Raw genomic sequence first — 25354 nt, 5'->3', positions numbered from 1 at the left:
CGTCGTGATCAGGAACCTCGTTTCTTTGTGACCAAGATGGCCCCCCAAGTCAAAAAGCTTAGCAGGGTCTGTAGTGCGAAGCGCAGCAGCGCCGCGCCAACGAGCCCTCCCATTTTCGATCCGAACCAGACCATCGGAATCAGCGCAATGCTGCTGGCTATCAGCAAAGCCATGCGGGTTTTTTGGCTACCAATTGCGCGAAGTAGGTCGGCACCGATACCTGATAGCCCCATTAAAAGAGGGTAAAAGGCTAGGCATTTGACTACTCCCGATGTTCCGGCGAAATCGTCGCCAAGCACGAGTGGAATATAGTCAGCAATTAAAAAGAGACCGATCGCGACAGGAAGCGCAAGTCCGACCGCCGGAGGCAAAAGCTTCAACCCGAAGGCATAGCTGTTCTCTCGTCCCGCTGTGGCATGCCGGAAATGTCGGGTATAGGTCGCGTAAAGAAATGCGCGGACGGGGGCCGAGGCCGCATCAATAATCCGAAAACCGGCAGCATACTGGCCGCCTAATTCTGGACCAAGCGCGTGGACGACCACAGGTTTATCCAGATCCTTCATGCCGCCTATTGCAAGAAATTCAATACAATAGAGGCCGCCAAGTTTCAGTTCGTTCTTTAAAATTCCAAAGATCGGACGTCCAAGATCGCGCAGGACCATCGCTGCCGCGAAGGTCGCTGAGAGGACGCCTGACGCAAAAAACCACCAAGCCCAGTCGGTAATTGTCAGATCTTTGATCAAAGACGCGGCGATCGCTAAGAAAATCAGCTTTGAAGCTGCCATCAGGATGTTGATCAAGAGCTGTTTGTTAGCTTTGTCGAATGCCATGTAGGCCTGACCAGCCAGAACAATAAACCTTGTGAAGATTAGATCTGTGAGGGAAATGATGGTGAGGGGGACAAGCCCAACTGCGTCCCCAACGAGATAATGCAGGAAGGTGATCGTCGGAATCGCAACAAGTGGCAGTGTGAGGGTCATCATGATCAGCGCGTGGCCGAAGTACCGCGGAAACGCACTGGGATCGACCGCGGTTCTTTGAACCAAAAGGTATTCGCTGCCAACACCGATAATGATTCCGGAAATAATCGAAACGCTAGTGATGCTTACAAAAATGCCGTAGCCCTCGGCGCCGAGGGTACGGGAAACAAGCATGAAGAAACCTAATTGGATGACGAGCTGTAGCCCGAAATTCACTGTGTAGGAAAGCGTATTGGCAACCAGGCTGGACTGGCGGGCCTGGTTGATGACGGTTCCTATTTTGGAAGCAAGTTTCCCGGATGTGGTCGGGCACATGAGTTTTCCAGTTGGTAAGTGTCTGAAGTGAGGAGGGCTACGCGGTTTGAAAGGAAGAGAATTGTAAACCTATCATAGGGATCTTCCAGCTAGGTTAATCTGCTTCCGGAGAGCAAGTCGGAATCTTCCTTGTTAGCGTTCTGACTTTGATTTGTTAATTCCCTGGCTTAAGCATCTAGTAAAGATGATTTTATTACAGATATGGTGGCGCAAAATATGTTGGCTAGAACCCTTTTCCTAACATTTCATGGCATTGGTGAGCCTGTCACTAAGTTAAGTGAAGGCGAGGAGGGTTATTTTGTAACTGTTGATACTTATCGGCGCACGATTTATGCGCTTGAGGAACTTGAAGGTAACTCTGGAAATCAGATTTGCATTACTTTCGACGATGGTAATTTATCGGACTATCAGGTGGGCGTACCGGCTTTGCTGGATGTTGGGCGGACTGGGCATTTTTTTGTCTTGGCAGGCCGAATTGGGCAGCAGGGTTACCTAAGGGGGAAGCACATTCGCGATATGGTCGCTTCTGGCATGACAATTGGCAGTCATGGTTGGAATCATGTGGATTGGAGAAAGCTCGACCATGCGGGCCGAAAACAGGAGCTATACGACGCGCGACGCAAGATCGAGGATGTCGCGGGAATTGGTGTCACCGAGGCGGCTATTCCCTTTGGCCTGTTTGATCGACGTGTTCTGGCTGCATTGAAAGAAGGCGGATATGGGAAAGTATCCACAAGCACTGCCGGTCTTTGTTACGACAATGCATGGTTCCGGCCGCGATGGTCGGTAAAGCAGAATTTCGATCCGAAGCTCGACTTGCCTCAACGTTTAAGTGTCAAGCAGATCTGGAAAGGCACAGCGTATGCACAATTGCGAAGATTGCGCTATTTTGTCTGATTATTTGCGGCATAGAGCTGCGCCAACGGCAAATTGAACAAGGCTCTCAATTTGCCGAGGTTCAATGCCAGCTTCTGTTTCATCCGGAAGGAGCGGGCGCGATCAACGGGCCTTAATGCCAAAGCTAGGATGGCAGCGATAGTGCATTTGGCAACGGCATCACCTCCGAACTGAAATTGCCATAGCAGGCCTGGATTCTTCAATTTTCGGGAATTGGCATATGACTGGCCGGAACGGATGCCTCTACGAAGGATGTAGTCAGGTTCAAGCCGTTCCGGTGGCACATGCTCACGCGCGATTGCATCATCTGTCGCCACAATCACCGCCCCTCGAGCCGCAGCGTTTGCGAAGAAGGCAGTGTCTTCACCGCCGGACCTCCCGAGAGCTGGATCGAAACGCAAGGCGTGCTGTCGGATAAACCACATCCTTGCGAGTGTATTGCCGCCTCGTCCAGTGGTCAGTCGCTTGCCGCGATGTCCCCAGTCAGCATAGAGCGGATTTGCTCTTACGAGCCAACCCGGTGCATCGTTTGGATAAACCGGATACACCGGTCCAATGACAACGTCGGCGTTGTAGTCATTTTGACATTCAAACAACCGAATTAGCCAATCTCTTTCCACCCATTCGTCGTCGTCTACGAAAACAATCCACTCGCCCTCTGTCTGATCAAGGAGTGCATTTCGAGCAATGGATATATTGCCTGAAGCAACTGGAATACATTTTATGTCTAGGTCTTCCAGACGGAGCCTAGCAATTAGTCGGGCCGCCGCTTGATCCTTCGAATCATCCGCGACCAAAACGGTTAAGTTCTTACCGGGAAGGCACGCAATCTTTGAAAGGGATATCAAGGTTTCCGCGAGAGTCTCTCGTCCAACGCTAGCGATTGCAATCGTGATGTGTCCCAAGGGCTATCACTCCGGATTTTATTGCGCCTGTTCTACGTATTCCCAATATGTGCTTGGACCTTTGATGCGGCGTTAAAGGAAGGATAGGAAAATTGCGGTTGTTTGATCTACAAGCTCTGCAAGTCGCATTTTTGAAGTTTCTTAAGACGCGACAAGCTATTGCCATAGTCGCTGAATTGGATCTCGATCACTAGCCTGGGAAGCCGCTTTGTTTGTTGCCTCACCCGTGTTCTTCGATGGTCTCGCCGGGATGTTTCATGCCGCTGAGGGCTCTACAGCAATACTCATGCTAAGTCCTTGGGCTTATGAGGAGTTGTGTTCTCGCAAGGCTTTCAGAACCATGGCAGACCAATTTGCGGAAAATGGGTATCCGTGTCTGCGATTTGACTTCCCGGGAACTTGCCATTCTGCGATCGCGAGCGACGCAATTGATGATCCATTTGCATGGCGCAACGCTGCTGAAGCTGCTCTGGATCAGCTCATTGAACTCTGCGCGCCATCCCGCGTCATTCTCTTGGGTCAGGGGATCGGAGGCCTCATCGCGGGAGACCTCGCGCGTAAACGTGATGTTGCAGGCATCATTTACCTCGGCGCGGTGTCACAGGGGCGCACGCACCTTAGGGAAATTTCCGCTTGGACGGCGATGACGAAGCCGACTTTTCTTGTTGGGGCATCGGACGGCCCGGAGGGAGGGATTATGGCGGGCGGCTTCGTCCTGTCTGCCTCCACCGCAAGTGAGATTAAGGGACTGAGCCTTTTAAAAGGCGACGCACCCATGGTATCGCGAAGTCTTGTCGTTGAGCGGCCGGAAAACCCTGCTGATGTAAGATTCGCCGAGCATTTGATTTCAAGTGGTGCCTCGGTCGACCGCATTCCTTTCCACGGCTACGTCGATTACATTTCCAATCCTACGTTATCGCGTCTGCCTGAACAGACAGTTGGATCTATGCTGTCTTGGGTAAAGACGCATTTTCCCTCCAATAGCTCGCCTAGTGAACGTAGCCAGTCATTTCCGTCAAAGGTAGAAGTCCAGGGAGAGGGATTTCAAGAAACCTTTTGCCGGTTCGGGCCGGGTGCCATGTTCTTCGGAGTTCTTAGTGAGCCCGTGGAGAGTCAAGCCAGAACGGGATTGATCGTTCTGAACGCGGGGTATGATCATTCGTGTGGGTGGGGCCGCTATACCGTCGACCTTGCTCGAGAAATGGCAACGGATGGCTTTGCTGTACTGCGAATGGACATGGCAGGTATCGGTGAGACGCCTCTTTGGCCTGGGCAGCAGGAGCAAGTTCTCTACTCAGAGCGCCAGAATGACGATGTGAAGTGCGCGGTTGACTGGATGAAAGCTGAAAGATGCTACGAGAATATCATCATCATCGGACGATGTAGTGGAGCATATCAGGCATTCGTATCAGCGGAACTTGATATGCGTATCGATGGAGCATTCCTGATCAATGCGCGCAGACTGGTTTGGGATCCAGACGAAGACGTGGATGAGGCGATTCGAGAACCTATTCAAACTCTCAGCACCTATCGAAACAAAATAGCTAGTCCCAGACAGCTAAAGCGTTTGCTTTCTGGTGAACTTCCTATTTCAAGAGCGATAAAAAGACTTGCTCAAGCGTTGGGTAAAGTTGCAGACCAAAAGCTTGCGCCAGTACTTCGAAATTTTTCAAAGCATCATCGGCTAGATCGCATCCTTCATGCCAGACTGGAGGCACTTAGAGCACGCGGGGCGCCGGTCGAATTGGTCTACAGCGACGGTGATCGGGGTTTGCTTGAGGTGTCCAGCTGGTTTGGGCCGGGCACGGCTGGTTTGTCGAACTATCCAAACGTGAACTTATCCAGTGTTCCTAATGCTGACCATAATCTCAGTCCACTTCCGGCCAGGGTGGAGGTCACCGCCAAACTCCTTGAATTCGCCCGACGCCTTGAACGCCGCTGAAGTAGAGGTTTTTTTGATCAGGAGCCTGTCATCAAAAGCGCATGAGGACGGTCGCCTGCGAGCTTGTTGAGCCGCGCGGCCAATTCTTGCGATGATGCCGCACGTTCACTCTCTTCTGCCAGTGCGACCAGCAATAGATCAGAGACTGCAAGTAAAGGAGCGTCGCTGGAAAGATCATGTAAGAGCGGGCCGTCGATGACAGTGAGATCGTAATTCCGAGTGATATGGGCCAGCTCTCGTGTGGCCTTCCCGCTTAATTCAAAGGGCTTGTAGCGTGACTGACCGGCAATAAGGGAAACAAAGGAAATCCCGAGTTCTGGGTCTTCGCGGACACGCTCTTGTAATGTTTGTCTTCGACGAGCGGCCACACCATCCAGATCTCGCGTCAATCCCTTCTGAAGGGGATCGGCGTCTACAAGCAACACCTTTAAGCCGCGGCAGGCTCCAGAGAAGGCAACCGCGAAAGCGAGCATAGTTTGACCCTGGTTTGTGTCTGGGGCTGTGATCAGCGCAACGCGAGCATCTGTTTCTTCGGCGAGTTGATCAATTCGTTCTTGGATTTTCTCGATTGCGCGACCGAATTCAGCGTCTTGGCCGTCAACCTCTTCATAGTAGAAAAGATCTAGAGCATGTCGGACATTGTCGACCTCTTCGCTTTGACGCGCGACACCGCTTCGCAAAGCTTCCGGGTCAATCATGCGGGGAATCCGACCGAGGATCGATAAAGGTGCTGCAGTAGTAAGCCGCCGGTCAATGTGCTTCGCAACTCTTCGGGTTGGTTCGGCGCCGGCCTGTTCATTTGCCAAGCCAAGTTGTCTCTCGCTCGTAGCCATCCGAGTGGACAAGGCGCTGTTGTACGCCAGCACCTCATATTTGTTCGTTAGCCTCGCTTTCAAGAGACGTAGTGCTGTTCCACCAATAGCGGCGCAACAGCCAACCAGGACGCCTAAAACAGCAGCAAGCGCAACGATCAATTTCTTCTTCGGCCATGTCGGGCTTTCCGGCGCCACGGCAGGAGAAATGACACGTGCATCAGGCACGACGACTTGGTCCAATGCGGAGATCTGTTTGGCCTTAGCAAGTGCATTTTCATAAAGTGTGCGGGTTGCGATGGCTTCTGTCTCTAGCTCGCGTAGGCGAATCCTCGCCGTTGAATCGACATTGTTGAGCGACCTAGCACTTTCTAAATCTGCCTCGAGATTGTTGACGCGATCGCGGGCAACCTTAAGCGATATCTTGGAGGAATCCCCAATCCTGACGACTTCATCCCGAATAAGTTGTTGAACTTCGGCAAGCTGCGATCGCGCCATAATCAGAGATGGGTGCGATGGTAGAAGGGCTGCAGAAAGGTTCGCTACATTTCTGGCAGCTTCGGAGTGTTGTTCGCGCAATTGCGTGATGGTTGGAGAGTTTATTGCATCGCTGATGGACTCTGCGTCTGCGCCCTGGCGCAGAAGACGTTGTATCTCTGTGTTCTTTGCCTCCGCCGCCGCTAGTGCACCTCGGGCTTCAATCAGACTGCTGTTGATACCTGCTAAAGCTTGCTCGGTGATGAGCCCGCCCTCTGCTCCAACCTGCAAGTTATTCTCAGCTCGGAATTCCTGAACACTGTCCTCGGCAAGCCGCAGCCGCTCACGCAGTCCGATAAGTCGATCTTCGATTTGAGATGTTACTTGATTTGAGGCTTGCTCGAGTTGGCGCTTTTGATCGCTTAGAAAACTGTTTGCGATTGCGACAGACAGACGGGCCGCCTTCGACGGATTTTTGGAATCTACGGAAATGGAAAGGATGAAGGTTTGGCCGTCGCGTTTGACTGTTGTCGCATCTGCGAGCGCTTTCAGTGCTTTGTTCTCTGCGTCTTGTTGGGAGCTCTCCCTTGAAGAGGTTGTCGGTCTCAGTACCTCTAGTAGCAGGCCGGCTAGCCCAGAGGACACGCCAGACCCGAATTCCGTGTCATCAATAAGTTTCTCCGAGCGAACGACAGGACGGAGGATCGTATCCGAGCGCAGCATCGCAACTTGACTATCAATGCGAATACTTTCGGTCAAAGCACTACGCGACTGTTGATTGAGGTCGAGAGGTTGCTTGATTGTGGGATCAATAAGAACGGCGGTCGTCGCAGTGAAAACAGGCGTTAGCATCAACGTGATTGCGATACTTATGAGAGTGAATAGCAACGCCGTTAGAAAAATGAATCTCGTGCGCGCCCTTAGGACTCTCAAAATGGCCAGAAAATCGAGGAGGTTCTGGGTGTTGACCCTAGCTGTCTCAGGCGGGTTATTCACGAATTGGGCCCTGCTTTACGCCATTTGTTAAAGCTATTTCATACGCGTTTATGGTTAGGGAACCCCTAATGCCGTTTCTAGGGGCGGCTATGAGACACTAGACTTCATTGCTTTATCGGCAGCTGACGGAAGGATAGGTAGAAGCGCAGCCACGATGAAGAGCATCCAAATGGGTGAGAAGCTACGAAACCAGCTACTTTCTAAAAAATTGTGGCAGCCCACGAACAAGACAAGCATCAGGCAAAGCCTCGCGAGTTGCGGATCTCTTTGGACGAGCTTGGTCGCTGACCTCAACGCAATCAATATCAAAACAAGCAGGATGCTTAAGCCGACAGCGCCCGTCTCGACAAGAACGTCGAGATAGCCGTTGTGCGCCTGCAGCAATAGGGAGACGAAACTTGGAGCTTCTCGGAAAACGATTGAGTCTACACCAACGCCCCAGAATGAAGAATATCCTTGGCCAACAAGCCAAGATCTTGAAATCACGTCGAGTACGAAGCTCCATATCACAGTTCTGCCTGTGAACGTTGTGTCCTCGAAGAGTGCCATTGAGAGCTCATCGAAACCAAAGCCAGAAACCGCCGACACGAAGGCCGCCAGTAACAGTCCTGTCGATGTCAACAGCAGTATGAGTGCGTAAGCGTTTATTTGTAAATGAAACGCCAGTGCAACGAAGATGTACACGACGAATGGGATCACCAACGTCAAGCCCAAAGATGTTTTAGACTGGCTGATAAAAAGAAGAGCCAAAGCTAATGCTAGGACCAAAATGAGTAGGGCACGGATTAGTCCTGTCTTGACGCTTACGCCATAGATTGTGAACAAGACTGCAAAGGCCATCACCGCGCCAAGGCCGTTCTTTTGCGGATATATACCTGCGTAGCCGATTGGGGTTGGCGGAATTACCAATACCGCAATGCAGTTAATCGCTACAGATAGGACAATCAAAACCAGCATGCGATTCAACATCGCTTCTCGACTGTCACCTAGTCCGATCGAAAGTACAAAGCAGATCACAAGTATCGACTGAAGAACAAGTCGGCGAAATGCGATTCCGGGCACCGGAGACCAGACAACGCTGAACGCAGAAATCGCCAAGTATGCAAAGATTGCTAATACTACTGGGTGGAGTAGCACGGCTGGAAGCTTATGCAGGCGCTTAAGCGACGCCAAGAGGGCTAAGCTCAAAAGGCATAGCCAAAAAAGCTGATTGAAAAAGTTCGACTTTGACGCCGCAATGTTGATGTCACCATCATCCGGGCCTCCGGAAGTCCTCATCATTAAAGGTGCTATGAGAACCGCGTAGGCGAAAATCAGCGCTGGGAGCCAACTTAGAAACTTGCCACCGAAATCGCTTTTTGGTTCGGTATTAGGCTGCTCAAACGATATTCTTTGATCTGTCACCCAAGCCTCCCGGGCGCTAAACTACGCTTGGACCCAAAGTCACGAATCATTCACTGAGCATAGCACGGCTTGGTCACTTGTTCGTTCGCTTGGAGGTCACCGTTTCAAACGGTTCACGGCCAAGCCCAGGGCTTCCGAGACTTCTAGGTCGATCTCGCTGTTTCCGCGTCCCTTTAGTATTCCAAAACCCACGTGATCATCCCACACGGCCCATCCAAAGTTGTAGTCTTCGGCCGTTAAGCGGAGGTCGCGATACCAAGCGACCCGACTACCGTCATCTGGGATATAGTCCGGTAATCTTGTGGTTCCGAACTCCCCAATTACAATTCTGTTTGGTGTAATGCCGTTGTTCAACGCCCAGTCAGAAATTACCTTGAAGCGTTTTTCCATGAAGGCTTTGTCTGGTCGTTTTTGTTGATAGTAGGATCGTACTTCACGCGCGACTTCATCAGGTGCGTTTTCAGGTTGCTTTTGTCCTGCCTTTTCAAGGACATCTTGGTGTACGCGGGACAGCCTATTGGAACGTTCAATCGACCCATTCGTCCAAGGGTAGCTCAGACCAGCGAGATAACGGGCGGGGGCAGAGGCCCAGGCAAGGCTCTGATGAGTAAAAAAATGTGGCTCGTAAAAGTGAATATCGAAAAGTGTCTGCTCATCGTAGTTTGCAGGATTGAGACGGGTTAGACCGTCGATTGAAGACCAGCAGCCTCCTGTCAAGACAATAGGCAGATTTGGCGCGACCTCACGCACGGCGTTGAAGAGCTTGAATTGAGACGTCGTCCAGTCTTCTCCGACGCTCCGTTTGCACGTTGGTTGTGGCTCATTCATCAATTCGAGCGCAACTTGAGTAGGAGGAAGGTCGCGAATACGGCGGGCAACCTCGCGCAACAGATCTCTGTATGCGGTAAAGGCTTCGCTGTCGGCTTCCTTCAAAATATCTGCGGGTCGCCAGACAGAAGCGTAGTTTGCCGGGTGCATGTCGACCATCACTGTGAGGTTGTTTTCCAACAATCTTAAGACCCACGCGCGCAGGTCATCAAGAAGCAGCCTCCGATCAGGATCCGACGCTGCGAGGAATGGCCCCGCGTCTACAGGTAAGCGTATGAAGTCGAAGCCGAGAGTTGTTAGCTGCATAAGCTCTAAGTCGGAAAAGCGGCTCATTTCCCCTTGGAAAGGGGGCCAAAGATAGCGACCCTTTTGGTTGGGGTCGCGATATGCAAAGCTTTGTAACCGGGCTAGGTTGATTCCTCGCCGAAACTCGGGAATGGCTTTTGCTTGTTCTGCGATATCATCGTTTTTCTGGTCCGGCGCCGGCATACGCTGAGCGACCAGCGTTATGGTAAGTGCTAGAAAGATAAGGGCAGCTGTAAGTGCAAAGCTCAAAACCAGGCGCTTGCTCATGAACCAGTGTTCCCTAAACTATATTTACGACAAACCTGCTCAAGGTCGTACTGATACCCAGAAATGATTCTGGCTGGATCGAAACGATCGTGAAGCAACTTGCTTGAGGAAGAGATCGCTCTTCGATAGAAGGTATTTTTTTGATAAAGGGCTTCAAGTGCGGCTAAGATTTCCGCTGCATTGCCTGGCTCTACAGCAAACCCTGCTTCGATTTCATCGAGATACCCGTCGATACCTGTATGCCGACTGTAAAGGATTGGTATGCCTGCAAAAAGTGCTTCAAGGTAAACCATGCCAAATGTTTCTTGCAGACTTGGCATGGTCAGGGCGAGATAATGCGGTAAATGCTCAAAAAGCGTCTTGCCATTCATGCCTCCGAGAAGTCGCACGGTTCCTGTTAGACCAAAACGCTCGATCTCGTCATTGACTGCTGAAATGGCTTTTTCGTCGCCAGGGCCAATGATATCTAAACCAATTTCAGGGTGAGACTTATGAAATTTGGCAAATCCCTCTAGCAGACCTGATAGGCCTTTTCGCTTCCGTAAGTTTAGATGAAATACTGTGACAAAGCGATCATTGGCCGGCACTGCTGGCAGATCTGGGGCGGTATTGCCTACAATGTTCGGCAGGAGACGCTCCTTGGCCGCTTGTAGAGAAACTTGTTTGTTGAAGGCTGGTTTGAACCAAGCTGAGACATGATAAATCTTGTCTGCGCGGAACGCGATCCTGCGCATTAGCCAACGGTAGTACGGCTTATAGATCAGGACGTTGCGTTCTGATTCCCCCCGAACTGAAACAAAGAAGCCTGTCGAAGCGCCATAATGCTCTGCGAGCCAAAGGCCAGCGATCCCTTCAAAGGCAAATTTATGAGCGTGGATTAGATCGGGTTCCCAGTCTTCCATCTCTAGCGTCTGGGCGATTTTACGCGCAACTCTGCGCATTGCCCTGGCAAGACCAAGTCCCATTGGCAAGCCGAAGTAGCGATATGAGAACAGACGCACACCGCCGGTAATGCCGCAGTCTACAAACGATGTGTTCCAGGGAAGACTTGTTCGTTTAAGTGATACAACAATATGCTCGCCAAAATCACCCTCGGCATCTTTGGCTGCCCCCAACACAAGGCGCTCAATGGCCGTAGTAGTGCGGTCCCGGTAAGGATTTGGATAGTCCGCGCTAATGTGAAGTACGCGGAAGATCGCACGTTCCTCAATCCGAGTAATATCACTCATCGACTTCCTTTCCCTTTGGGAGGCGGCATAGGCTCGGGTGTGCTTGAACCGTGGTGGTTTCGAATTTTGCAAAACGTCGTAAATTGGATGAACTGGTGATGAATACCTTGGGAACTGCTCCCTTCCGTGGGAGCCGACATATTTAAATTTATGCAAGTGTGTAACAGATATAAGTTAATGCCCGTTATATACGCTTGCGCAATGTCGCCTTGGCGACATCGCTACGCGACGTAGTAGGTTCTGCGCCGAAAAGCCGCGAGAAGAGCTGGGTTCACACCGGAGTAAACCTTTGGCATTGATGCTGACCGGCCCTATGCCAGAGCTTTGTGTGAAGTTGGCTAGATCTGTTTGCGCGACCGATCGACGGATTTTAACCTCTTGGTAAAGCTATAAAATTCTATTGGTAATCCTAGGAATGACAGTTGGCTGCAAAACGTTCACTCAAGATCCACTTTTCTGCCTCAGAAAGGGGCAGTCAGCGTTGATGGTGTACGCTGATATCTTGGTGGTGACGGGAGGGTCGCGGCGCGCGGATGGAATTACCAACAACAAAGACCTTGAAAAACACGCCCCGATTTGGTTGGCGGCATAGGCTTGTGCGGCTTGTATGGGGAGTTGTTTGGCTGTTGTTAGCTTCGTGGACGCAACCGTTCCACGGCTGGAGGCGGTTTCTGCTTCGTCTTTTCGGAGCAAAAGTTGGCCGCGGTGTCTATGTCGCGCCGACGGCTCGTATTTGGTATCCTGCTAACCTCGCTCTAGGTGATTTCGCTGCTGTTGCGGACTATGCAGACATCTATTGTATGGCTCCGATCTCGATCGGTAAGTACGCTGTGATTTCAAAGCGGGCCCATATCTGCACCGGAACTCATGACATCAATAGTGAGTTTTTCCCTTTGGTCACCTCACCTGTTGTCATTGGCGAATACGCTTGGATCACAGCTGACGCATTTGTCGGGCCAGGAGTGACGGTTGGAGAGGGAACGGTGCTTGGGACGCATTCAGTTGCGTTGAAGGATCTTGAGCCATGGCGGGTTTATGCGGGTAACCCACTCCGTGAAATAAAATCACGGCAGAAGTTTACTCGTCGGGATATACCCCCACGGGGCTGGCTAGAAGCTGCGCCGCGATGACCTGAGTGTTTTCTCCGCTAACCGCAGATGGACCTGGTAAGAGCGTTTTGATTGTTGCCGGCGCATTCGGTGGAGCTATTTTAGGTTTTGGGCTCGGCCTTGCCGTCGCGATATTAAGACGTATTTCCCGTCATCCTGTGATGCGCTCATATTTCTCGTTTCGTGACTGACGTAGCCGATATCTGAAATAAAACCACGAAATTTCCGGCTGTTTTTATCAAGCTATTAACCATCGTCTGAAGTCTCTGCCGTCTTTAACTCGGAATTTTGGATTCATACCTACTTTAGACCTGTCAAAAACCTCATGAAGCGACATGAGAAAAAACAAAATCTTAGTTCAATTAGGTCATTTCGATGCTTGCGCCACAGATGGATTTGGGACTGCGGAAAGACTGCAAGGCAGTCGAAATTGGTCCCTTGGAAATCATGAGGCTTGATCGATCGGCTGCGGTTGACCTCGTCCAGACATCAGTCCTCGGCAGGCATAAAACGGCGATTGCGATTTGCAATGCCCATACGATCTTGACGGCTTTTGACGACCCGAGCTTTGCTGACATTCTTCAGCAAATGACGCTTTTGAATGACGGCACAGGAGCCAATTTGGCCAGTCTGGTTTTGCATGGCCAGGCCTTTCCAGACAATTTGAACGGGACGGATCTCATTCCAAGCTTGCTCAAGTCTATCCAAGTTCCGATGCGCGTCTTCCTTTTAGGTGCTCGCGAAGAGGTGCTGCAGAGGACGCGGCAGGCCATCGAGCAAGACTATCCGCAACACCAGGTGGTCGGGTGCCGGAACGGATATTTCCCGCCAGAGGAAAACGAAGCCGTTTGTGCTCAGATTTCCTCAGTCAATCCAGACCTGCTCTTGGTTGCGATGGGGAACCCGGCTCAGGAACGGTTTATCGTCGAGAATCGTGATCGGATTGACGCAACAGTTTGTATAGGCGTGGGCGCGCTTTTTGATTTTATGTCGGGGAGTGTCGTTCGCGCGCCAAAGGCTGTACAGGCGCTTGGGCTTGAATGGCTTTTTCGCCTGCTTCAGGAGCCCACGCGGCTTTGGAAGCGTTACGTGGTCGGAATCCCGCGCTTTTTACTGGCGATCAATCGCCTGAGATCCAAGACTTAGCCAGTTCGCCTTCCCCCAAAATTTCTTCAGCCATGAGCAAAACTCGTTCTACAACTGGTGCGCTCTCCGCCTCGGGTAACCGCGGGCGCGCGACCATGATAACCGGCAATCCTAGCGATCGCGCCGCTTCAATCTTGGCGTGGGACCGTTCGCCGCCGCTGTTTTTTGAGACGACGTGCGTAATTTTGTGCCTCTGAAGGAGCCGTATTTCTTCCTCTGCGCTTTTCCCCGGGCGGGCCAGTTCAAGATGCCAGGTCGCGGGCAGGGGAACAGGCGGAGGCTCGATCATCCTCGCCAGAGCCCATAGATCGGATCTGCCAAAAAAGACTGAGACCTCCTTGCGCCCGACGGAAAGAAAGGCCCTGGACCCGCTGGGCAGCAGCTGATTTGCTGCTCGCAGATCTCCCGCATTGATCCAGTTATCGCCTTGAATTGGTTGCCAGAGAGGTCGGTCGAGCCTCAACAGGGCCACGCCAGCGGCCATCACCGCCTTGGCTGCATTCCAGCTCATCTGTGCGGCATACGGATGCGTCGCGTCAATCACGAGCGATGTGTTGGTTTGCCTGAGGTAATCGAGAAGACCTTCGGCACCACCAAATCCGCCAACACGTGTCTCGACACCAAGGTCAGGCAAGTCACGCACGACGCCGGCGAAGGATGCGGTGACATGAGCATGCGGGATTTGTTTGCTGAGCATAGGAGCAAGCTGTCGCGCCTCCTGCGTCCCGGCGAGCAGCAAGATCTCGGGCCTGCTACTCATCCCACCCCGCCTCTCCGGTGACGTTGCCCGATCGATCGACGATCAGAACCTGAATGTCGACTGGAGCATCTCGCAAAATGCCTCTGACTGCTGCCTTGGTTTCTTGTGCGAGAGGGAGACTGATATCGATGCCTTGCACAGTCGCTTCATCCAGAACTTCCTTGGCGGTATTGGCCTCAAGGCTCCTTCGGATCAAGTCCGCCGGTGCATGCGCCTTTTCAAGAAGCTCCGCCAGAAACGCAAAATCGACCTGGCTGCGCGCGGAGTGAAGATCCAATGCGCCTTGGGCGAGTTTGGTGAATTTGGCAAAGCCACCCGACAAGGTCAGCTTGGGCACTGGGTGGGCTCGGAGATACTTCAAAAGGCCGCCGGCAAAATCGCCCATGTCCAGATAAGCGGCGTCATCGAGATCATAGCGGGCGCGCACCGCATCTTCTGAGGTTGAGCCTGTCGCAGCGACCACGTGGGAGAGGCCCGTCGCGCGGGCAACATCAATGCCGCGGTGGATGGACGCAATCCAGGCCGCGCAGGAGAACGGGCGAACAATGCCGGTCGTACCAAGTATCGAAAGGCCTCCGATGATACCAAGCCGGCCATTGAGTGTCTTTTCGGCAAGGGCTTCACCGTCTTCGATTGAGACAGTGACCTCTACGTCGCCAGGCTCTCCGGTTGACATCGCGACGTCCGCAATCGCTTGACTGATCATTTGGCGTGGGACCGGGTTGATGGCTGGTTCTCCCGGAGGAATTGGAAGACCGGGCCGGGTTGCCGTTCCAACGCCCTCTCCAGCCTTGAACACGACGCCACTGCCAGGTTGCAGCCGGCGAACATCAACCCTGACCAAGGCGCCGTGAGTGACATCCGGATCGTCGCCTGCATCCTTGATGATTGCAGCGTATGCACGCCCCTTTTCCAAGGTGTGTCCGGCCAAAGCAAATGACGTTGTTCCACCGCGAGGGAGCGCAATTTCCACCGGATCGGGGAACGTGCCGGTCGCAAGGGCTTGAAACGCAGCCTTGGCGGCGCCTGTGGCGCAGGCTCCGGTGGTCCACCCACGTCTCAGTTCTGTCGGCTTTGTCCCGCTCATGAGGCCTTTATAGCTATAATTTCAAACCATGTATCCGTGCTTTGGCGGCATATGTCGGAGCGGCGGAATTTCTCTTCGTATCAGCGCTTGGCGTTGCCCCCCGGGCCAGATAGAAAAGATCCATGTCGATCAACGCAGAACAGATGAAGGTTCCCGAAGGCCTTCCCATTTTCGAAGCGGGTTGGGTGTGGCTCGCAGGTGCAGGCCCCGGGGATCCTGGGCTGCTGACGCTGCATGCTCTGAACGGTCTTCGGCAGGCGGATGTGGTTGTTTATGACGCTCTGGTTGACCAGAGTATCCTGTCGTGGGCGAAAGCTGATGCGATCACTGATTATGCCGGCAAGCGCGGCGGAAAGCCGAGCCCGAAACAGCGCGACATTACGCTGAAATTGATCGAATATGCTAAGGCAGGCAAGAAGGTGTTGCGCCTGAAAGGCGGAGATCCATTTGTCTTCGGGCGCGGCGGCGAGGAGGCGCTCGGCCTCGTCGGTGCGGGCGTTCCGTTCCGGATCATACCCGGTATCACCGCAGGGATCGGTGGTCTGGCCTATGCCGGCATTCCGGCGACTCATCGGGACACCAATCAGGCGGTGACCTTCCTGACTGGCCATGATCAGACCGGACTTACCCCGGACGCGATCAATTGGGATGGAATCGCAAAAGGCTCTCCGGTCATCGTCATGTATATGGCGATGAAGCACCTGGAAGCGATAGCCGGCAAACTGATTACCGGTGGAAGGTCTGTGGACGAACCTGTGGGCATTGTGTGCAACGCTTCCTTAGCCGCGCAAGAGGTTCTCGAGACGACGCTTGGAAACTGCGCCGTTGATGCGGCCACTGCCGGTATTGCCCCACCCGCCATCGTCTGTGTTGGCGAGGTGGTTCGCCTGCGCTCCGGGCTTGACTGGATGGGTGCCTTATCCGGTCGCTTGCTGAATTCTGACCCGCTCGGCCTCAATGCAGCACGTTCGACTGACGTTGGATGATCAGTACAGTGCCCAAAGGCGTTTTGATTGCCGCGCCCCAGTCCGGTGCCGGAAAAACAACAGTGACCCTTGCACTTCTCAGGGCGCTTCGGAACCGGGGAACAGCTGTTGCCTCGGCCAAGTCGGGACCGGATTACATCGATCCGAAGTTTCATGAAGCTGCGAGCGGGTCTCCCTGTATCAACCTCGACGCTTGGGCTATGCCGGTCAGCCAGATCCGAACACTGGCATGCGATCAAGCCGATGGTGCTAAGCTCCTTGTGATCGAAGGGGCCATGGGCCTCTTCGACGGGGCCGCCAATGGCCGAGGCTCTGCGGCAGACCTTGCTGCCGCGCTCGGAATACCCGTGGTGATGGTAATTGACTGCGCCAAGCAAGCGCAGTCCGTCGCAGCTTTGGTTTCCGGCTTTCAGCACTTTCACAAGGACCTGTCTATCGCCGGATTGATCCTCAACCGGGTCGGCAGTGCAAGGCATGAGGCGATGTTGAGGCGCGCCCTTGAGCCACTCGCAATTCCGGTTCTCGGAGCACTGCCTCGCGATGACCGGCTCGCCGTGCCAGAACGGCATCTCGGGTTGGTGCAGGCAGGAGAGCATGACGAACTCGAGCAGTTTCTGGACGAAGCCGCCGATCTTTGTGCAAATCAGATTGATCTCGATGGCCTGCAACAAGCTGCAGGTTCGATTGCTCATCACGCTACAACAGACCGGGATACTCTGCCACCATTTGGCCAGCGCATAGCGATCGCACGAGATGTGGCTTTTTCCTTTGCCTATCCGCATTTGCTGGATGGATGGAAAAAAGCTGGCGCCGAACTCAGTTTCTTTTCGCCTCTTGAAGACCAGCCTCCCCAAAGTGATGCGGATGCTATCTACCTGCCCGGGGGGTATCCCGAGCTCCATGCTGGAAAACTGTCGGCGGCCAGCATCTTCAAGACGGCCATGCAGCAAAGCGCTGAGCGAGGCACGTTGATCTATGGCGAGTGTGGCGGCTACATGACCCTCGGTGATGGGCTTGTCGATGCCAAGGGCAAGCGACATGAGATGCTCGGACTGCTGCCGCTTGAAACCAGCTTCGCCGATCGAAAACGGCATCTTGGCTATCGGGTCCTGACCCCGCTGGGCAGACTTCCCTGGACGCAGACCCTGTCAGCCCATGAGTTCCATTACGCAAGCACCGTTCGGGAAGGCCGGGCAGAAAGACTATTTTCGGCCATGGACGCCGAAGGCGCGCAGCTTGCCGACCTGGGCCTTCGTATCGGCTCGGTCATGGGATCCTTCGCCCATGTGATTGCCGCGCGATCCGAAGATCGCGCGCTGCCATGACACCTAAGCCTTGGCCTTCTTTTTCGGCCTGAGGACATGGACGTGGTCGGCGTCGTAGAGCGCCGAATCTCGAAAGTCGTGAGCCGGCTTCAAGGCGTGTCCAACAAAGATCAAGGCGGTCCTTGTGATTTTGGACTTTCGGACTTTGTCCGCGATGTCCGACAATGTTCCGTGAATGAAGTCCTGATCAGGCCAGCCGACACGGTAGGCGACGATGACTGGGCAATCGGCACCATAAAGCGGCGTCAGCTGCCTCTCGATCTCACGCAGATTGCGGATCGAAAGGTGGATTGCCAAAGTCGCGCCACTCTTGCCGAGGGTTTCGAGGTCCTCGTTGTTCGGCATGGCCGAGCTTTGCATGGTCGTTCGGGTGACGATGACCGTCTGAGCGACCTCAGGAATCGTAAGTTCGGTCTTCAGCGCAGCTGCCGCTGCGGCAAAGGCAGGGACCCCGGGTGTGACTTCGTAGTCGATCCCGAGGGCATCGAGCCGTCGCATCTGTTCTGCGGTTGCGCCGTAGATCGACGGGTCGCCGGAATGGACCCGAGCGACATCAAATCCCTTGTCGTGCGCGCCCTTGATTTCGGCGATGATCTCGTCGAGATGCATTGGCGCGGTATCAATCACGCGCGCGTCTTCGGGCGCAGCAGCGACAATTTGTTCCGGAACAAGAGAACCTGCATAGAGACAGACGTGGCAAGACTGAATCAGCTTCAGTCCGCGAACAGTGATCAAGTCCGGGTCGCCTGGGCCGGCGCCAATGAAATGAACGGTCATGCAACCTCTCCTGTCGCTTCGCTGGGCGCATCGATCCGCTTGGCGTAGCCGCGCGGCGTGTAGACAAATGGTTTGCCGTCACCACGCACAACAGCGCGGCTGTTGGATGAACCGACGAGCACTGTGGTCAACATGTCAACTTCGTCCACGGTGAGTGCTTCTAAGGTTGTGACACGGACTGTTTCTTCTGGTCGCCCGAGATTGAAGCCGAGCACAACTGGTGTATCTGCGGGGCGGTGCTTCAACAAAATTTCCCGCGCTGCCGCCAGCTGGGTACGCCGCCGCTTGGAAACGGGATTGTAGAAAGCGATCACGAAATCGCCTTCTGCCGCCGCTTTCAGGCGCTTTTCGATCGATTCCCACGGTGTGAGCAAATCGGAAAGCGAGATTGCGCAGAAGTCGTGCCCGAGCGGCGCGCCAATGCGCGCGGCGGCGGCCTGAAGTGCGGATATGCCAGGAGCGTTGATGATGGAGACACGTCGTGCGGCATCAGATACGCCGCCGTTTTCAATACCCCGGTCCAGAAGTTCATAGACGAGGGCACCCATGGCATAAATGCCGGAGTCGCCGGAACACACCAGGGCGACGTTGTGACCCTCACCCGCGCGCTCAAGAGCGAACCGGACCCGGTCCTGTTCTGCACCTAGCGGAAAGTTGTGATGGGTTTTGCCGGTGATGTGAGCGGCCACGATTTCAAGGTAGAGCGAGTAGCCGACCACATCTTGTGCCTCTGCCAGAAGCCGCGTCGCTTCGGGCGTTCGCCAGTCATCTGCCCCCGGGCCGATACCAATGACCGACAAATGGCCGCGTGGCCGGCCCGTGTCTGCTGGGTCGACCGGGGAGGGTGCGCGGGCGATGGCAACGGTTGCATTTTCGGTCTTTTGCTTTTCGACCACCAGAACGCCTTCGGGCCCAACGCTGGCAAGAGCGGCACCTTCGCTGACGCCATGACATCCGACCTCTTTGAAGACGACATCGGAGGGGTTTTTCAGCCTGGGCGTTTCAGCGTCGAGCCGATCGGCCGGAAAGACCCGGAACGGCACGTCAAGGGATGCGGCAAGCGCGTTCATTGCCGGCTCATCTGCCTTGAGATCCAGACTGGCGACGCAGGCGATGCTGCCTCTTGCAATCCCCGCAGCTTCGAGCGCCGTTGTGACCAGCTCAATCAGTTCAGCCGGTTCACAGCCTCGGGCGCACCCCACGCCGATGACGTGGGTTTTGGGATGGTACACGAGGCGGGTCGGCGAGCCGGCATCCGGAGCTTCTGTCGAGACAAGGGTGATCGGTGCAGTAGGAGACTGCGGAAGATCTGCGGCTTCAAGCCATGGAGCCGTTCCTTCTATGCGAACGGAAGCGCCGGAGAGCAGCTCCGCCATGACAGGCTTGGCGTCTTTCGGATTGCTCAATGTCCATCCGGATGGCGGCGTATCCAGGGCGACCCCAAGCGCCGTGTCTCCGGCTGTCGTCACTGCGGCATGACCAGAAAGGGCGACAGCAAGCTGCCGCGCAAGATCATTCGCGCCTCTATGGCCACCAAGCAGCGGAACAACGCTGGCCCCGTCTTCGGAAATGGCGAGGACAGGAGGTTCACTGCGTTTGTCCGACAGAAGCGGAGCAAGAGCCCTGATCAGAATACCGCTGGCGCAAACGCCAATAATGGGATGTCCGGCGCTGAACAGCATTCTGATGTGATCGACAGTTTCACTGAATAGCGTATCCGCGGCACGGATCCGACCGGCCAATCCGTGAATTGCGGCACCTGGAAGACTGGCTTCTATTCGCTGCGCGGTCTCGAGGCCGACGGAGTTCAGGACGAGAACGATGGGGGAAGCGTCCACGCTTCGTCTCCCTTGTAGATGAGGATCATGGAGAAATAGGGGGCAGTTTCGCAGTCGAGATCCGCCAGCCGGGAGACCTTTTGCTCCGGCAGGCTGGCGCGCTCGACATAACCGGCTTGCTCAAGAAGACCAAGCTCCTCGAGCAGCGCTTTGAGCCGGGGCAGGTGTCGTCCGACCTTCATGATCGCGACCGCCTGGGCGTCTTCGATACGGCACCGGATGTCTTCGTCAGAGAGAGGCCCAGGTATCACGGTCAAGACATCTGTACGGCTTGTCAGGGGACGCTGCAGTTGGGCAGCGCAAGCCGTCAGTGAGGTTACTCCCGGCACCACTTCACACACAAAGCGACCTGACAGCCGTTCGAACAGATACATGAATGAGCCGTAGAAGAACGGATCTCCCTCACAAAGAACCACGACGTCCGTGCCACCCTCAAGCACTTGAGCGATCTCAAGCGCTGCCTTGTCGTAGATCTGTTGAGCCGGGAAGCGGTCAACCCGCATCGGCACCACGATGGGGATCTCGCGCACATTCTGCGGAATGAACTCCGCAGCGATGGATCGCGCAAAGCTGGGCCCGGTGTCAGGCGCCGGATAAGCGATGACTTGCGCCGCCGTGATCAGTCGGTGGGCTTTCAGGGTCATCAACTCGGGATCACCTGGACCAAGGCCGATGCCATAGAGGGTTCCGCTCATAAGGATGTCTGGCTCCCTTTCACCAAGGCCCATTGGGTTACTGGCATCAATGGTCGCCATCCGGTCAGGTCACCGACAGGGCTTGCGCGCTGGATTGATATGCGGCTGAGTTCCCCGCCGAAATGTTGCCGCGCGCGCAGCAAAAAGGCTTCGCCTTCGAGCGTCACAGCATTTGCCACCAGCCGCCCTCCGGGTTGGAGCGCGTTATGGCAGACGTCAATGATACCGTCTGTTGTCAGCCCGCCGCCGATGAAGATTGCGTCGGGTTGAGGAAGGTCATCAAGCGCTTCCGGAGCGCAGGCGTCTCTTATTTCCAGCCCGGCGACACCTAGTGCGAGAGCGTTCCCCAATGCCATCGCCCGCCGCTCCGCATGCGGTTCGAGGCCGATTGCCTTGGCGTTTCGTGCCGCGCGCATCCATTCAATTCCGATCGAGCCACAGCCGGCGCCGATGTCCCAAAGAAGCGCGCCGGGATGCGGCATCAGGGCCGCGAGTGTCGTCGCCCTCACCTCGCGTTTGGTCATCTTGCCGTCGTGGCGAAAAGCGTCATCAGGGAGCCCAGGCGTGCGCGGCAGAAAACGCGTTCCCTGATCGGCTGTCACCTCCAGCGCAAGCGTATGGAAGTCGGTGACGTCTGCTTGCCAATTTTCCGCTGTCGAAGAAACGATTCGTTCTTCCGTGCCACCCAGATGTTCGAGAACGGTCATCCGTGTCCGACCGAAACCCGCGTCAGCCAGGATGTCGGCGACGCGTTGCGGCGTTTCTGCGTTGCTTGTCAGGGCGAGGATGCGTGCGCCGGGATAGAGAAAGCAGCGCAGGTTTTCGACGGGCCGCCCGTGTAGCGAAATGCAGTCAACATCTTGCACTGGCCAATGCATTCGGGAGGCGGCGAGCTGGAACGCAGACGGGACCGTAAAGATCTGCATTTCTTCGCGGGCAAAGCGGCGAACAAGGGTCGAGCCGATGCCGTACCATTGCGGATCTCCGGTCGCCAGAATCACAACGGGTATCCCGGCAAGGGCTTTGAGCTCGTCGTAGACGTTTGAAAAGGGGTTTGGCCAGGTTCTTTTCTCGCCGTCGAAAACGCCTCCAAGTGCAAAGTGACGCTCGCTGCCATAGACAACCTTCGCATTTGCCAGAAGACCTCTTGCCGCCTCGGACAGGTTGCCATCTTCGCCAATTCCGATCAGGGAAAGCCAGGGAGCAGTCATTTTTCGTCCAACGAATACGGGCGGCGCGGCTTGGGCGCGTCCAGTTCGCGTGGCGAGGCGTCGTTCACTTCACCGTGGCGCAGCGTTCCGCTTGAGCGTTTGGGCTTTGCGTCCTGTTGAGATGCCGAGCTGCCATGAGATAAAAACCCGCGAGATCGCAGGGCCTTGTTGCGGCCGGTCGAAAGACGTCCGGGCTTCTTGGGGGCCTCAACCATGGACGGTTTCCTCCGGCAGACCGGCCGCAAGTGCATTCACCGCCGCGGCTGCCATGGCGGATCCGCCGCGCCGGCCCTTGATTGCCAGATAAGGCAAGGAAAACGGATTTTCAGCAAGCGCGTCCTTGGATTCGGCAGCGCCTACGAACCCGACAGGAAAGCCGAGGATCAACGCTGGCCTAGGTCCTCCGTCGGCAATTGTTTCAAGCAGATGGAACAGGGCTGTCGGAGCATTGCCAATTGCGACGACAGCACCCTCCAGCGTGTCACGCCAAAGTTCAACGGCGGCGGCAGACCGTGTGGTCGCCAATTCGCCGGCAAGAGCTGAGACGCGGGTGTCATTCAGCCTACAAAGGACCTCATTGCCGGCTGTCAATCTGGATCGGATGATGCCATGCGTGACCATTTCCACGTCTGTCAGGATCGGTGCGCCGTCCGACAGCGCAGCTTGTCCCGCCTCGACGGCATCTTCGGAAAACATCAGATCATCGACAATATCCGTCATCCCACAAGCGTGGATCAAACGGATTGCGACCGGTTCTATTTGTTTTGGCAGACGGTAGAGTGCAGCCTCTGCACGCACTGTTGCAAAGGATTGCCGATAGATCGCTGAAGGATCGTGCTCATAACAATAGCGCGGGCCGTTAGTCGAAAGTTCGCTCACCCCTTTTTGTCCATGGACTTGGGACCGAGAGGGTGGTCCGCGTGCGGATAAGGGTGATGGTGGTGGTCGTGTTCATGATCGTGAGAATGGGCATGATCATGCGAGTGCTCGTGGTCGTGATGAGCATGGTCATGATGATGGTGAGCGGCAGCGCGCACCTTTTCTTCGCAGGCGCCGGTACAAAGTTCGTCACATAGCTTGCACTCGGCTTCTGCGCCAAGGCCTTCAACATGATGATGATGGCTTTCCTGGGCCAGACCAACCTCGGCTTCGAAGCCGAGCACCTGTTCCCGGTACTTGCACATCTGGCAGTTCATCAGATTGGCGCCTTGCAGGATTTCCTGCACACGGTCGGCCATTGTATTGATCACTTGCGGATGATCATTCAGGTAGCCGGCTTTCAGGAATTCGATGTCTGGGTGGTTCGCCGCAACTTCGTCTGTGTTCGAATAAATTCGCTGCACCAAAACGCCGGTAAAGAGGAAATACGGAAATACGACGATGCGCTTGTATCCGAGCTTGGCTGCATGTTCGAGGCCAGGCGCGACGAGCGGAAAGGTGACACCCGAATAGCAGGTCTCTGCCCAGCCAAATCCCATACCTTCCCAGAGCAGTCGCGTGATCTTGGTGACGTTAGAGTTAGCATCCGGGTCCGAGGCACCGCGTCCCACGACCATCAGCATCGTCTCGTGCATGGGAACGTCGCTTTCGGCGGCGTCGAGAGCCTCTTTGATTCTGGCGCCTGCAGCCTGGATCATGCGGACATCGACAGCCAGCTCCCGCCCATAGGTGACTTTCATATCAGGATGCTGGGCCTGATAGGTGTTCAAGACCGAGGGAATGTCATTTTTTGCGTGACCGGCTGCAAACAGCATTCCCGGGACAGCCAGCACGTGTGTGCAACCAGCCTCGCGAAGATTGTTGAGCCCGTCGTGGATGACCGGATTGGCAAATTCCAGGTAGCCATATTCAACTGGCCAGTTTGGAAAGCGTTGCTTGAGCCCCTCTGCGAGCTGGGCAAACTGTCTGACTGCGCCCTTGTTGCGGCTGCCGTGGCCGCAAATCATCAGGCCAAGTTTTTCGGTCATTGTGCAGCCTCTGCTTCGCCATCACTGTCCGGTTGCGGGTGCTGGTCAGCGCTTTCGTCTGATTTCCGTCGGCCTTTGAGGGCCGCAACGCCTGCGACCAGTGCCGCGCCGGCAAGTGCGGCAACGCCCACCCAATGGGAGTGCCCGGCAAGCTCGCCCAGATGCCCGACATGCGCGAACGCCAGACTAGGCGCGCCGGCGATTGTTGTACCCAAGACAAAGGCAGCCGACCGGCGTATCGAAGTCATCGTCATGAAAGGCGTCTCCCTCTTTCATTGTCGCGCAGGGGTGTATCACCACTTTGCGTTTTTACTCATCGCGCCGCGAAGGGAGAGAAAGCGGCGCAAGATACGAACGCCCGGCTTCCATTTGGAGGTCGAGCGAACACTCTGCGTCGACAGCTCTGGACTGGGTCCCCGAAATGGGTCAACCGTCACCAGAATCGCTTTCAGTCCTTAAATGGACGCCGTCTAGTCGCGCCAAGCTAGTGGACCCGCTCCTGGGGATCAACCTCGAATCCGACAGGAAAAAGTATGAGGCCGCTGTCTGCGTGACGGCGGCTGAATACCTGCGGCGTTGTTTGATATTGAAGTCTTGGAGGTCTTCGGCTAACCGGAGACCAACTGGGGAACGTCGTTGATGCGGTCGGGTTTGCAAGAAGTGCTGAGGGAGTTGAAATCAGCCGTCAAGATTTTGGCGCTGCTCCCGCTTCTGCTCGGCTTGCTGATCCCCTCTGGCTTTATGCCCGAGGTTACAAGCGACGGGCAGTTCACGGTCGTCATTTGTACCGCCGATGGACTGCAATCAGTGGCCCTTGACGAGAACGGTGCAATCGTTCCGGATGAAGACGGCGACGATACGGAGCAGGTCTCTGGCCTGTGCCCGTTTTCTGCCCTCGGCCAGAACATCGCGGCCGTCGAGCGGTTCTCTGTTCAAAGTTCTTTTGCCGCAGAACGCATTTTTTGGCCTGCTGGCCAAAGGGCGGTTTGCTATCCCGCTGCGGTTCCCTGCGTTGGCGCGCGAGCGCCCCCGCTTTCCATCTGACATTCCATTCAAAACTTGAAATTTGATGTCAATCCAGCATGTGGCGGCATT

Annotated in this window: 22 protein-coding genes; 6 read left to right on the top strand and 16 right to left on the bottom strand. The window is 55.0% G+C overall.

The genetic code is table 11. The features are described 5' to 3' along the window. Nucleotides 1-8 precede the first annotated feature (8 nt). On the bottom strand, nucleotides 9-1295 hold the full coding sequence (locus tag IG617_RS19165; RefSeq protein ID WP_192110855.1) for a lipopolysaccharide biosynthesis protein: 1287 nt from the start codon (nucleotides 1293-1295) through the stop codon (nucleotides 9-11). Between the two features lie 216 nt (nucleotides 1296-1511). On the opposite strand from IG617_RS19165, the gene IG617_RS19160 reads away from it, so the two are divergent. After that, nucleotides 1512-2192 carry a polysaccharide deacetylase family protein gene (locus IG617_RS19160; RefSeq protein WP_192110854.1) on the top strand — a complete coding sequence of 227 codons (681 nt, stop codon included), beginning with the start codon at nucleotides 1512-1514 and terminating at the stop codon, nucleotides 2190-2192. Here the strand turns inward: IG617_RS19160 and IG617_RS19155 are convergent. Next, nucleotides 2180-3097 carry a glycosyltransferase family 2 protein gene (locus tag IG617_RS19155; RefSeq protein ID WP_192110853.1) on the bottom strand — a complete coding sequence of 306 codons (918 nt, stop codon included), beginning with the start codon at nucleotides 3095-3097 and terminating at the stop codon, nucleotides 2180-2182. The genes IG617_RS19160 and IG617_RS19155 overlap by 13 nt on opposite strands. A gap of 208 nt (nucleotides 3098-3305) precedes the next feature. Here IG617_RS19155 and IG617_RS19150 point away from each other — a divergent pair, with 208 nt between their 5' ends. Beyond that, nucleotides 3306-5039 carry an alpha/beta fold hydrolase gene (locus IG617_RS19150; RefSeq protein WP_192110852.1) on the top strand — a complete coding sequence of 578 codons (1734 nt, stop codon included), beginning with the start codon at nucleotides 3306-3308 and terminating at the stop codon, nucleotides 5037-5039. 17 nt (nucleotides 5040-5056) lie between these two features. Here IG617_RS19150 and IG617_RS19145 read toward each other — a convergent pair whose 3' ends face one another. From IG617_RS19145 to IG617_RS19130, 4 genes are all read right to left on the bottom strand, one after another. Further along, the gene (locus IG617_RS19145; RefSeq protein WP_192110851.1) at nucleotides 5057-7324 is read right to left on the bottom strand and encodes a GNVR domain-containing protein; all 2268 of its coding nucleotides are present in this window, start codon (nucleotides 7322-7324) and stop codon (nucleotides 5057-5059) included. An 87-nt stretch (nucleotides 7325-7411) separates the two neighbouring features. Continuing rightward, nucleotides 7412-8728: an O-antigen ligase family protein gene (locus IG617_RS21910; RefSeq protein ID WP_192110850.1), complete on the bottom strand. Its 1317-nt coding sequence runs from the start codon at nucleotides 8726-8728 to the stop codon at nucleotides 7412-7414. Between the two features lie 96 nt (nucleotides 8729-8824). Further along, nucleotides 8825-10129 carry a glycoside hydrolase family 5 protein gene (locus tag IG617_RS19135; RefSeq protein ID WP_192110849.1) on the bottom strand — a complete coding sequence of 435 codons (1305 nt, stop codon included), beginning with the start codon at nucleotides 10127-10129 and terminating at the stop codon, nucleotides 8825-8827. Continuing rightward, nucleotides 10126-11358: a glycosyltransferase gene (locus tag IG617_RS19130; protein ID WP_192110848.1), complete on the bottom strand. Its 1233-nt coding sequence runs from the start codon at nucleotides 11356-11358 to the stop codon at nucleotides 10126-10128. Before IG617_RS19130 ends, IG617_RS19135 begins: the two co-directional genes overlap by 4 nt. Before the next feature lie 1556 nt (nucleotides 11359-12914). On the opposite strand from IG617_RS19130, the gene IG617_RS19120 reads away from it, so the two are divergent. Continuing rightward, nucleotides 12915-13613 carry a WecB/TagA/CpsF family glycosyltransferase gene (locus tag IG617_RS19120; RefSeq protein WP_209008613.1) on the top strand — a complete coding sequence of 233 codons (699 nt, stop codon included), beginning with the start codon at nucleotides 12915-12917 and terminating at the stop codon, nucleotides 13611-13613. Here IG617_RS19120 and IG617_RS19115 read toward each other — a convergent pair. Beyond that, entirely contained in the window at nucleotides 13588-14373 is a 786-nt protein-coding gene (locus IG617_RS19115; protein WP_192110845.1) for a cobalt-precorrin-6A reductase, read from the bottom strand. The genes IG617_RS19120 and IG617_RS19115 overlap by 26 nt on opposite strands. Beyond that, nucleotides 14366-15460 carry a cobalt-precorrin-5B (C(1))-methyltransferase gene (locus IG617_RS19110; RefSeq protein ID WP_192110844.1) on the bottom strand — a complete coding sequence of 365 codons (1095 nt, stop codon included), beginning with the start codon at nucleotides 15458-15460 and terminating at the stop codon, nucleotides 14366-14368. Before IG617_RS19110 ends, IG617_RS19115 begins: the two co-directional genes overlap by 8 nt. 122 nt (nucleotides 15461-15582) lie before the next feature. Between IG617_RS19110 and cobA the strand changes: the two genes are divergently transcribed. Next, nucleotides 15583-16446: a uroporphyrinogen-III C-methyltransferase gene (cobA, locus tag IG617_RS19105; RefSeq protein WP_192110843.1), complete on the top strand. Its 864-nt coding sequence runs from the start codon at nucleotides 15583-15585 to the stop codon at nucleotides 16444-16446. Then, nucleotides 16443-17771, top strand: a complete 1329-nt coding sequence (locus IG617_RS19100) for a cobyrinic acid a,c-diamide synthase CobB (RefSeq protein WP_192110842.1) — start codon at nucleotides 16443-16445, stop codon at nucleotides 17769-17771. The genes cobA and IG617_RS19100 overlap by 4 nt, the downstream gene beginning before the upstream one ends. A gap of 3 nt (nucleotides 17772-17774) precedes the next feature. Here the strand turns inward: IG617_RS19100 and cobM are convergent, their stop codons facing one another. The 8 genes from cobM to IG617_RS19060 are packed head-to-tail and all read right to left on the bottom strand — an operon-like array spanning nucleotide 17775 to nucleotide 24513. After that, nucleotides 17775-18548: a precorrin-4 C(11)-methyltransferase gene (gene cobM, locus IG617_RS19095; RefSeq protein ID WP_192110841.1), complete on the bottom strand. Its 774-nt coding sequence runs from the start codon at nucleotides 18546-18548 to the stop codon at nucleotides 17775-17777. Then, nucleotides 18545-20386: a precorrin-3B C(17)-methyltransferase gene (gene cobJ, locus IG617_RS19090; protein ID WP_192110840.1), complete on the bottom strand. Its 1842-nt coding sequence runs from the start codon at nucleotides 20384-20386 to the stop codon at nucleotides 18545-18547. The genes cobM and cobJ overlap by 4 nt, the downstream gene beginning before the upstream one ends. Next, entirely contained in the window at nucleotides 20356-21081 is a 726-nt protein-coding gene (cobI, locus tag IG617_RS19085) for a precorrin-2 C(20)-methyltransferase (RefSeq protein ID WP_192110839.1), read from the bottom strand. Before cobI ends, cobJ begins: the two co-directional genes overlap by 31 nt. Beyond that, the gene (gene cbiE, locus IG617_RS19080) at nucleotides 21078-22292 is read right to left on the bottom strand and encodes a precorrin-6y C5,15-methyltransferase (decarboxylating) subunit CbiE (RefSeq protein ID WP_192110838.1); all 1215 of its coding nucleotides are present in this window, start codon (nucleotides 22290-22292) and stop codon (nucleotides 21078-21080) included. The genes cobI and cbiE overlap by 4 nt, the downstream gene beginning before the upstream one ends. After that, on the bottom strand, nucleotides 22289-22507 hold the full coding sequence (locus IG617_RS19075; protein ID WP_192110837.1) for a hypothetical protein: 219 nt from the start codon (nucleotides 22505-22507) through the stop codon (nucleotides 22289-22291). Before IG617_RS19075 ends, cbiE begins: the two co-directional genes overlap by 4 nt. Continuing rightward, a complete protein-coding gene (locus tag IG617_RS19070) occupies nucleotides 22500-23171 on the bottom strand; it encodes a precorrin-8X methylmutase (RefSeq protein ID WP_192110836.1) in 672 nt (223 codons plus the stop codon). The genes IG617_RS19075 and IG617_RS19070 overlap by 8 nt, the downstream gene beginning before the upstream one ends. Continuing rightward, complete coding sequence (locus IG617_RS19065) at nucleotides 23168-24259, bottom strand: sirohydrochlorin chelatase (protein ID WP_192110835.1); 1092 nt, start codon at nucleotides 24257-24259, stop codon at nucleotides 23168-23170. Before IG617_RS19065 ends, IG617_RS19070 begins: the two co-directional genes overlap by 4 nt. Continuing rightward, nucleotides 24256-24513 carry a DUF6732 family protein gene (locus IG617_RS19060; protein WP_254170633.1) on the bottom strand — a complete coding sequence of 86 codons (258 nt, stop codon included), beginning with the start codon at nucleotides 24511-24513 and terminating at the stop codon, nucleotides 24256-24258. The genes IG617_RS19065 and IG617_RS19060 overlap by 4 nt, the downstream gene beginning before the upstream one ends. A 385-nt stretch (nucleotides 24514-24898) precedes the next feature. On the opposite strand from IG617_RS19060, the gene IG617_RS19055 reads away from it, so the two are divergent. After that, on the top strand, nucleotides 24899-25303 hold the full coding sequence (locus IG617_RS19055) for a hypothetical protein (RefSeq protein WP_192110834.1): 405 nt from the start codon (nucleotides 24899-24901) through the stop codon (nucleotides 25301-25303). Nucleotides 25304-25354: the final 51 nt, after the last annotated feature.

Origin of the sequence: Roseibium polysiphoniae (genome assembly GCF_014842925.1) — a bacterium.
GTDB lineage: Bacteria > Pseudomonadota > Alphaproteobacteria > Rhizobiales > Stappiaceae > Roseibium > Roseibium polysiphoniae.
Note: the sequence above shows the minus strand (reverse complement) of the source record. Positions and strands in the feature narration are given on the sequence as shown.

Coding starts and splice junctions, on each gene's coding strand:
- IG617_RS19165 (WP_192110855.1), bottom strand. CDS start 1,295: ATGTGCCCGACCACATCCGGGAAACTTGCTTCCAAAATAGGAACCGTC.
- IG617_RS19160 (WP_192110854.1), top strand. CDS start 1,512: ATGTTGGCTAGAACCCTTTTCCTAACATTTCATGGCATTGGTGAGCCT.
- IG617_RS19135 (WP_192110849.1), bottom strand. CDS start 10,129: ATGAGCAAGCGCCTGGTTTTGAGCTTTGCACTTACAGCTGCCCTTATC.
- IG617_RS19130 (WP_192110848.1), bottom strand. CDS start 11,358: ATGAGTGATATTACTCGGATTGAGGAACGTGCGATCTTCCGCGTACTT.
- IG617_RS19120 (WP_209008613.1), top strand. CDS start 12,915: ATGAGGCTTGATCGATCGGCTGCGGTTGACCTCGTCCAGACATCAGTC.
- IG617_RS19115 (WP_192110845.1), bottom strand. CDS start 14,373: ATGAGTAGCAGGCCCGAGATCTTGCTGCTCGCCGGGACGCAGGAGGCG.
- IG617_RS19110 (WP_192110844.1), bottom strand. CDS start 15,460: ATGAGCGGGACAAAGCCGACAGAACTGAGACGTGGGTGGACCACCGGA.
- cobA (WP_192110843.1), top strand. CDS start 15,583: ATGTCGATCAACGCAGAACAGATGAAGGTTCCCGAAGGCCTTCCCATT.
- IG617_RS19100 (WP_192110842.1), top strand. CDS start 16,443: ATGATCAGTACAGTGCCCAAAGGCGTTTTGATTGCCGCGCCCCAGTCC.
- cobM (WP_192110841.1), bottom strand. CDS start 18,548: ATGACCGTTCATTTCATTGGCGCCGGCCCAGGCGACCCGGACTTGATC.
- cobI (WP_192110839.1), bottom strand. CDS start 21,081: ATGAGCGGAACCCTCTATGGCATCGGCCTTGGTCCAGGTGATCCCGAG.
- cbiE (WP_192110838.1), bottom strand. CDS start 22,292: ATGACTGCTCCCTGGCTTTCCCTGATCGGAATTGGCGAAGATGGCAAC.
- IG617_RS19075 (WP_192110837.1), bottom strand. CDS start 22,507: ATGGTTGAGGCCCCCAAGAAGCCCGGACGTCTTTCGACCGGCCGCAAC.
- IG617_RS19065 (WP_192110835.1), bottom strand. CDS start 24,259: ATGACCGAAAAACTTGGCCTGATGATTTGCGGCCACGGCAGCCGCAAC.
- IG617_RS19060 (WP_254170633.1), bottom strand. CDS start 24,513: ATGACGATGACTTCGATACGCCGGTCGGCTGCCTTTGTCTTGGGTACA.
- IG617_RS19055 (WP_192110834.1), top strand. CDS start 24,899: ATGCGGTCGGGTTTGCAAGAAGTGCTGAGGGAGTTGAAATCAGCCGTC.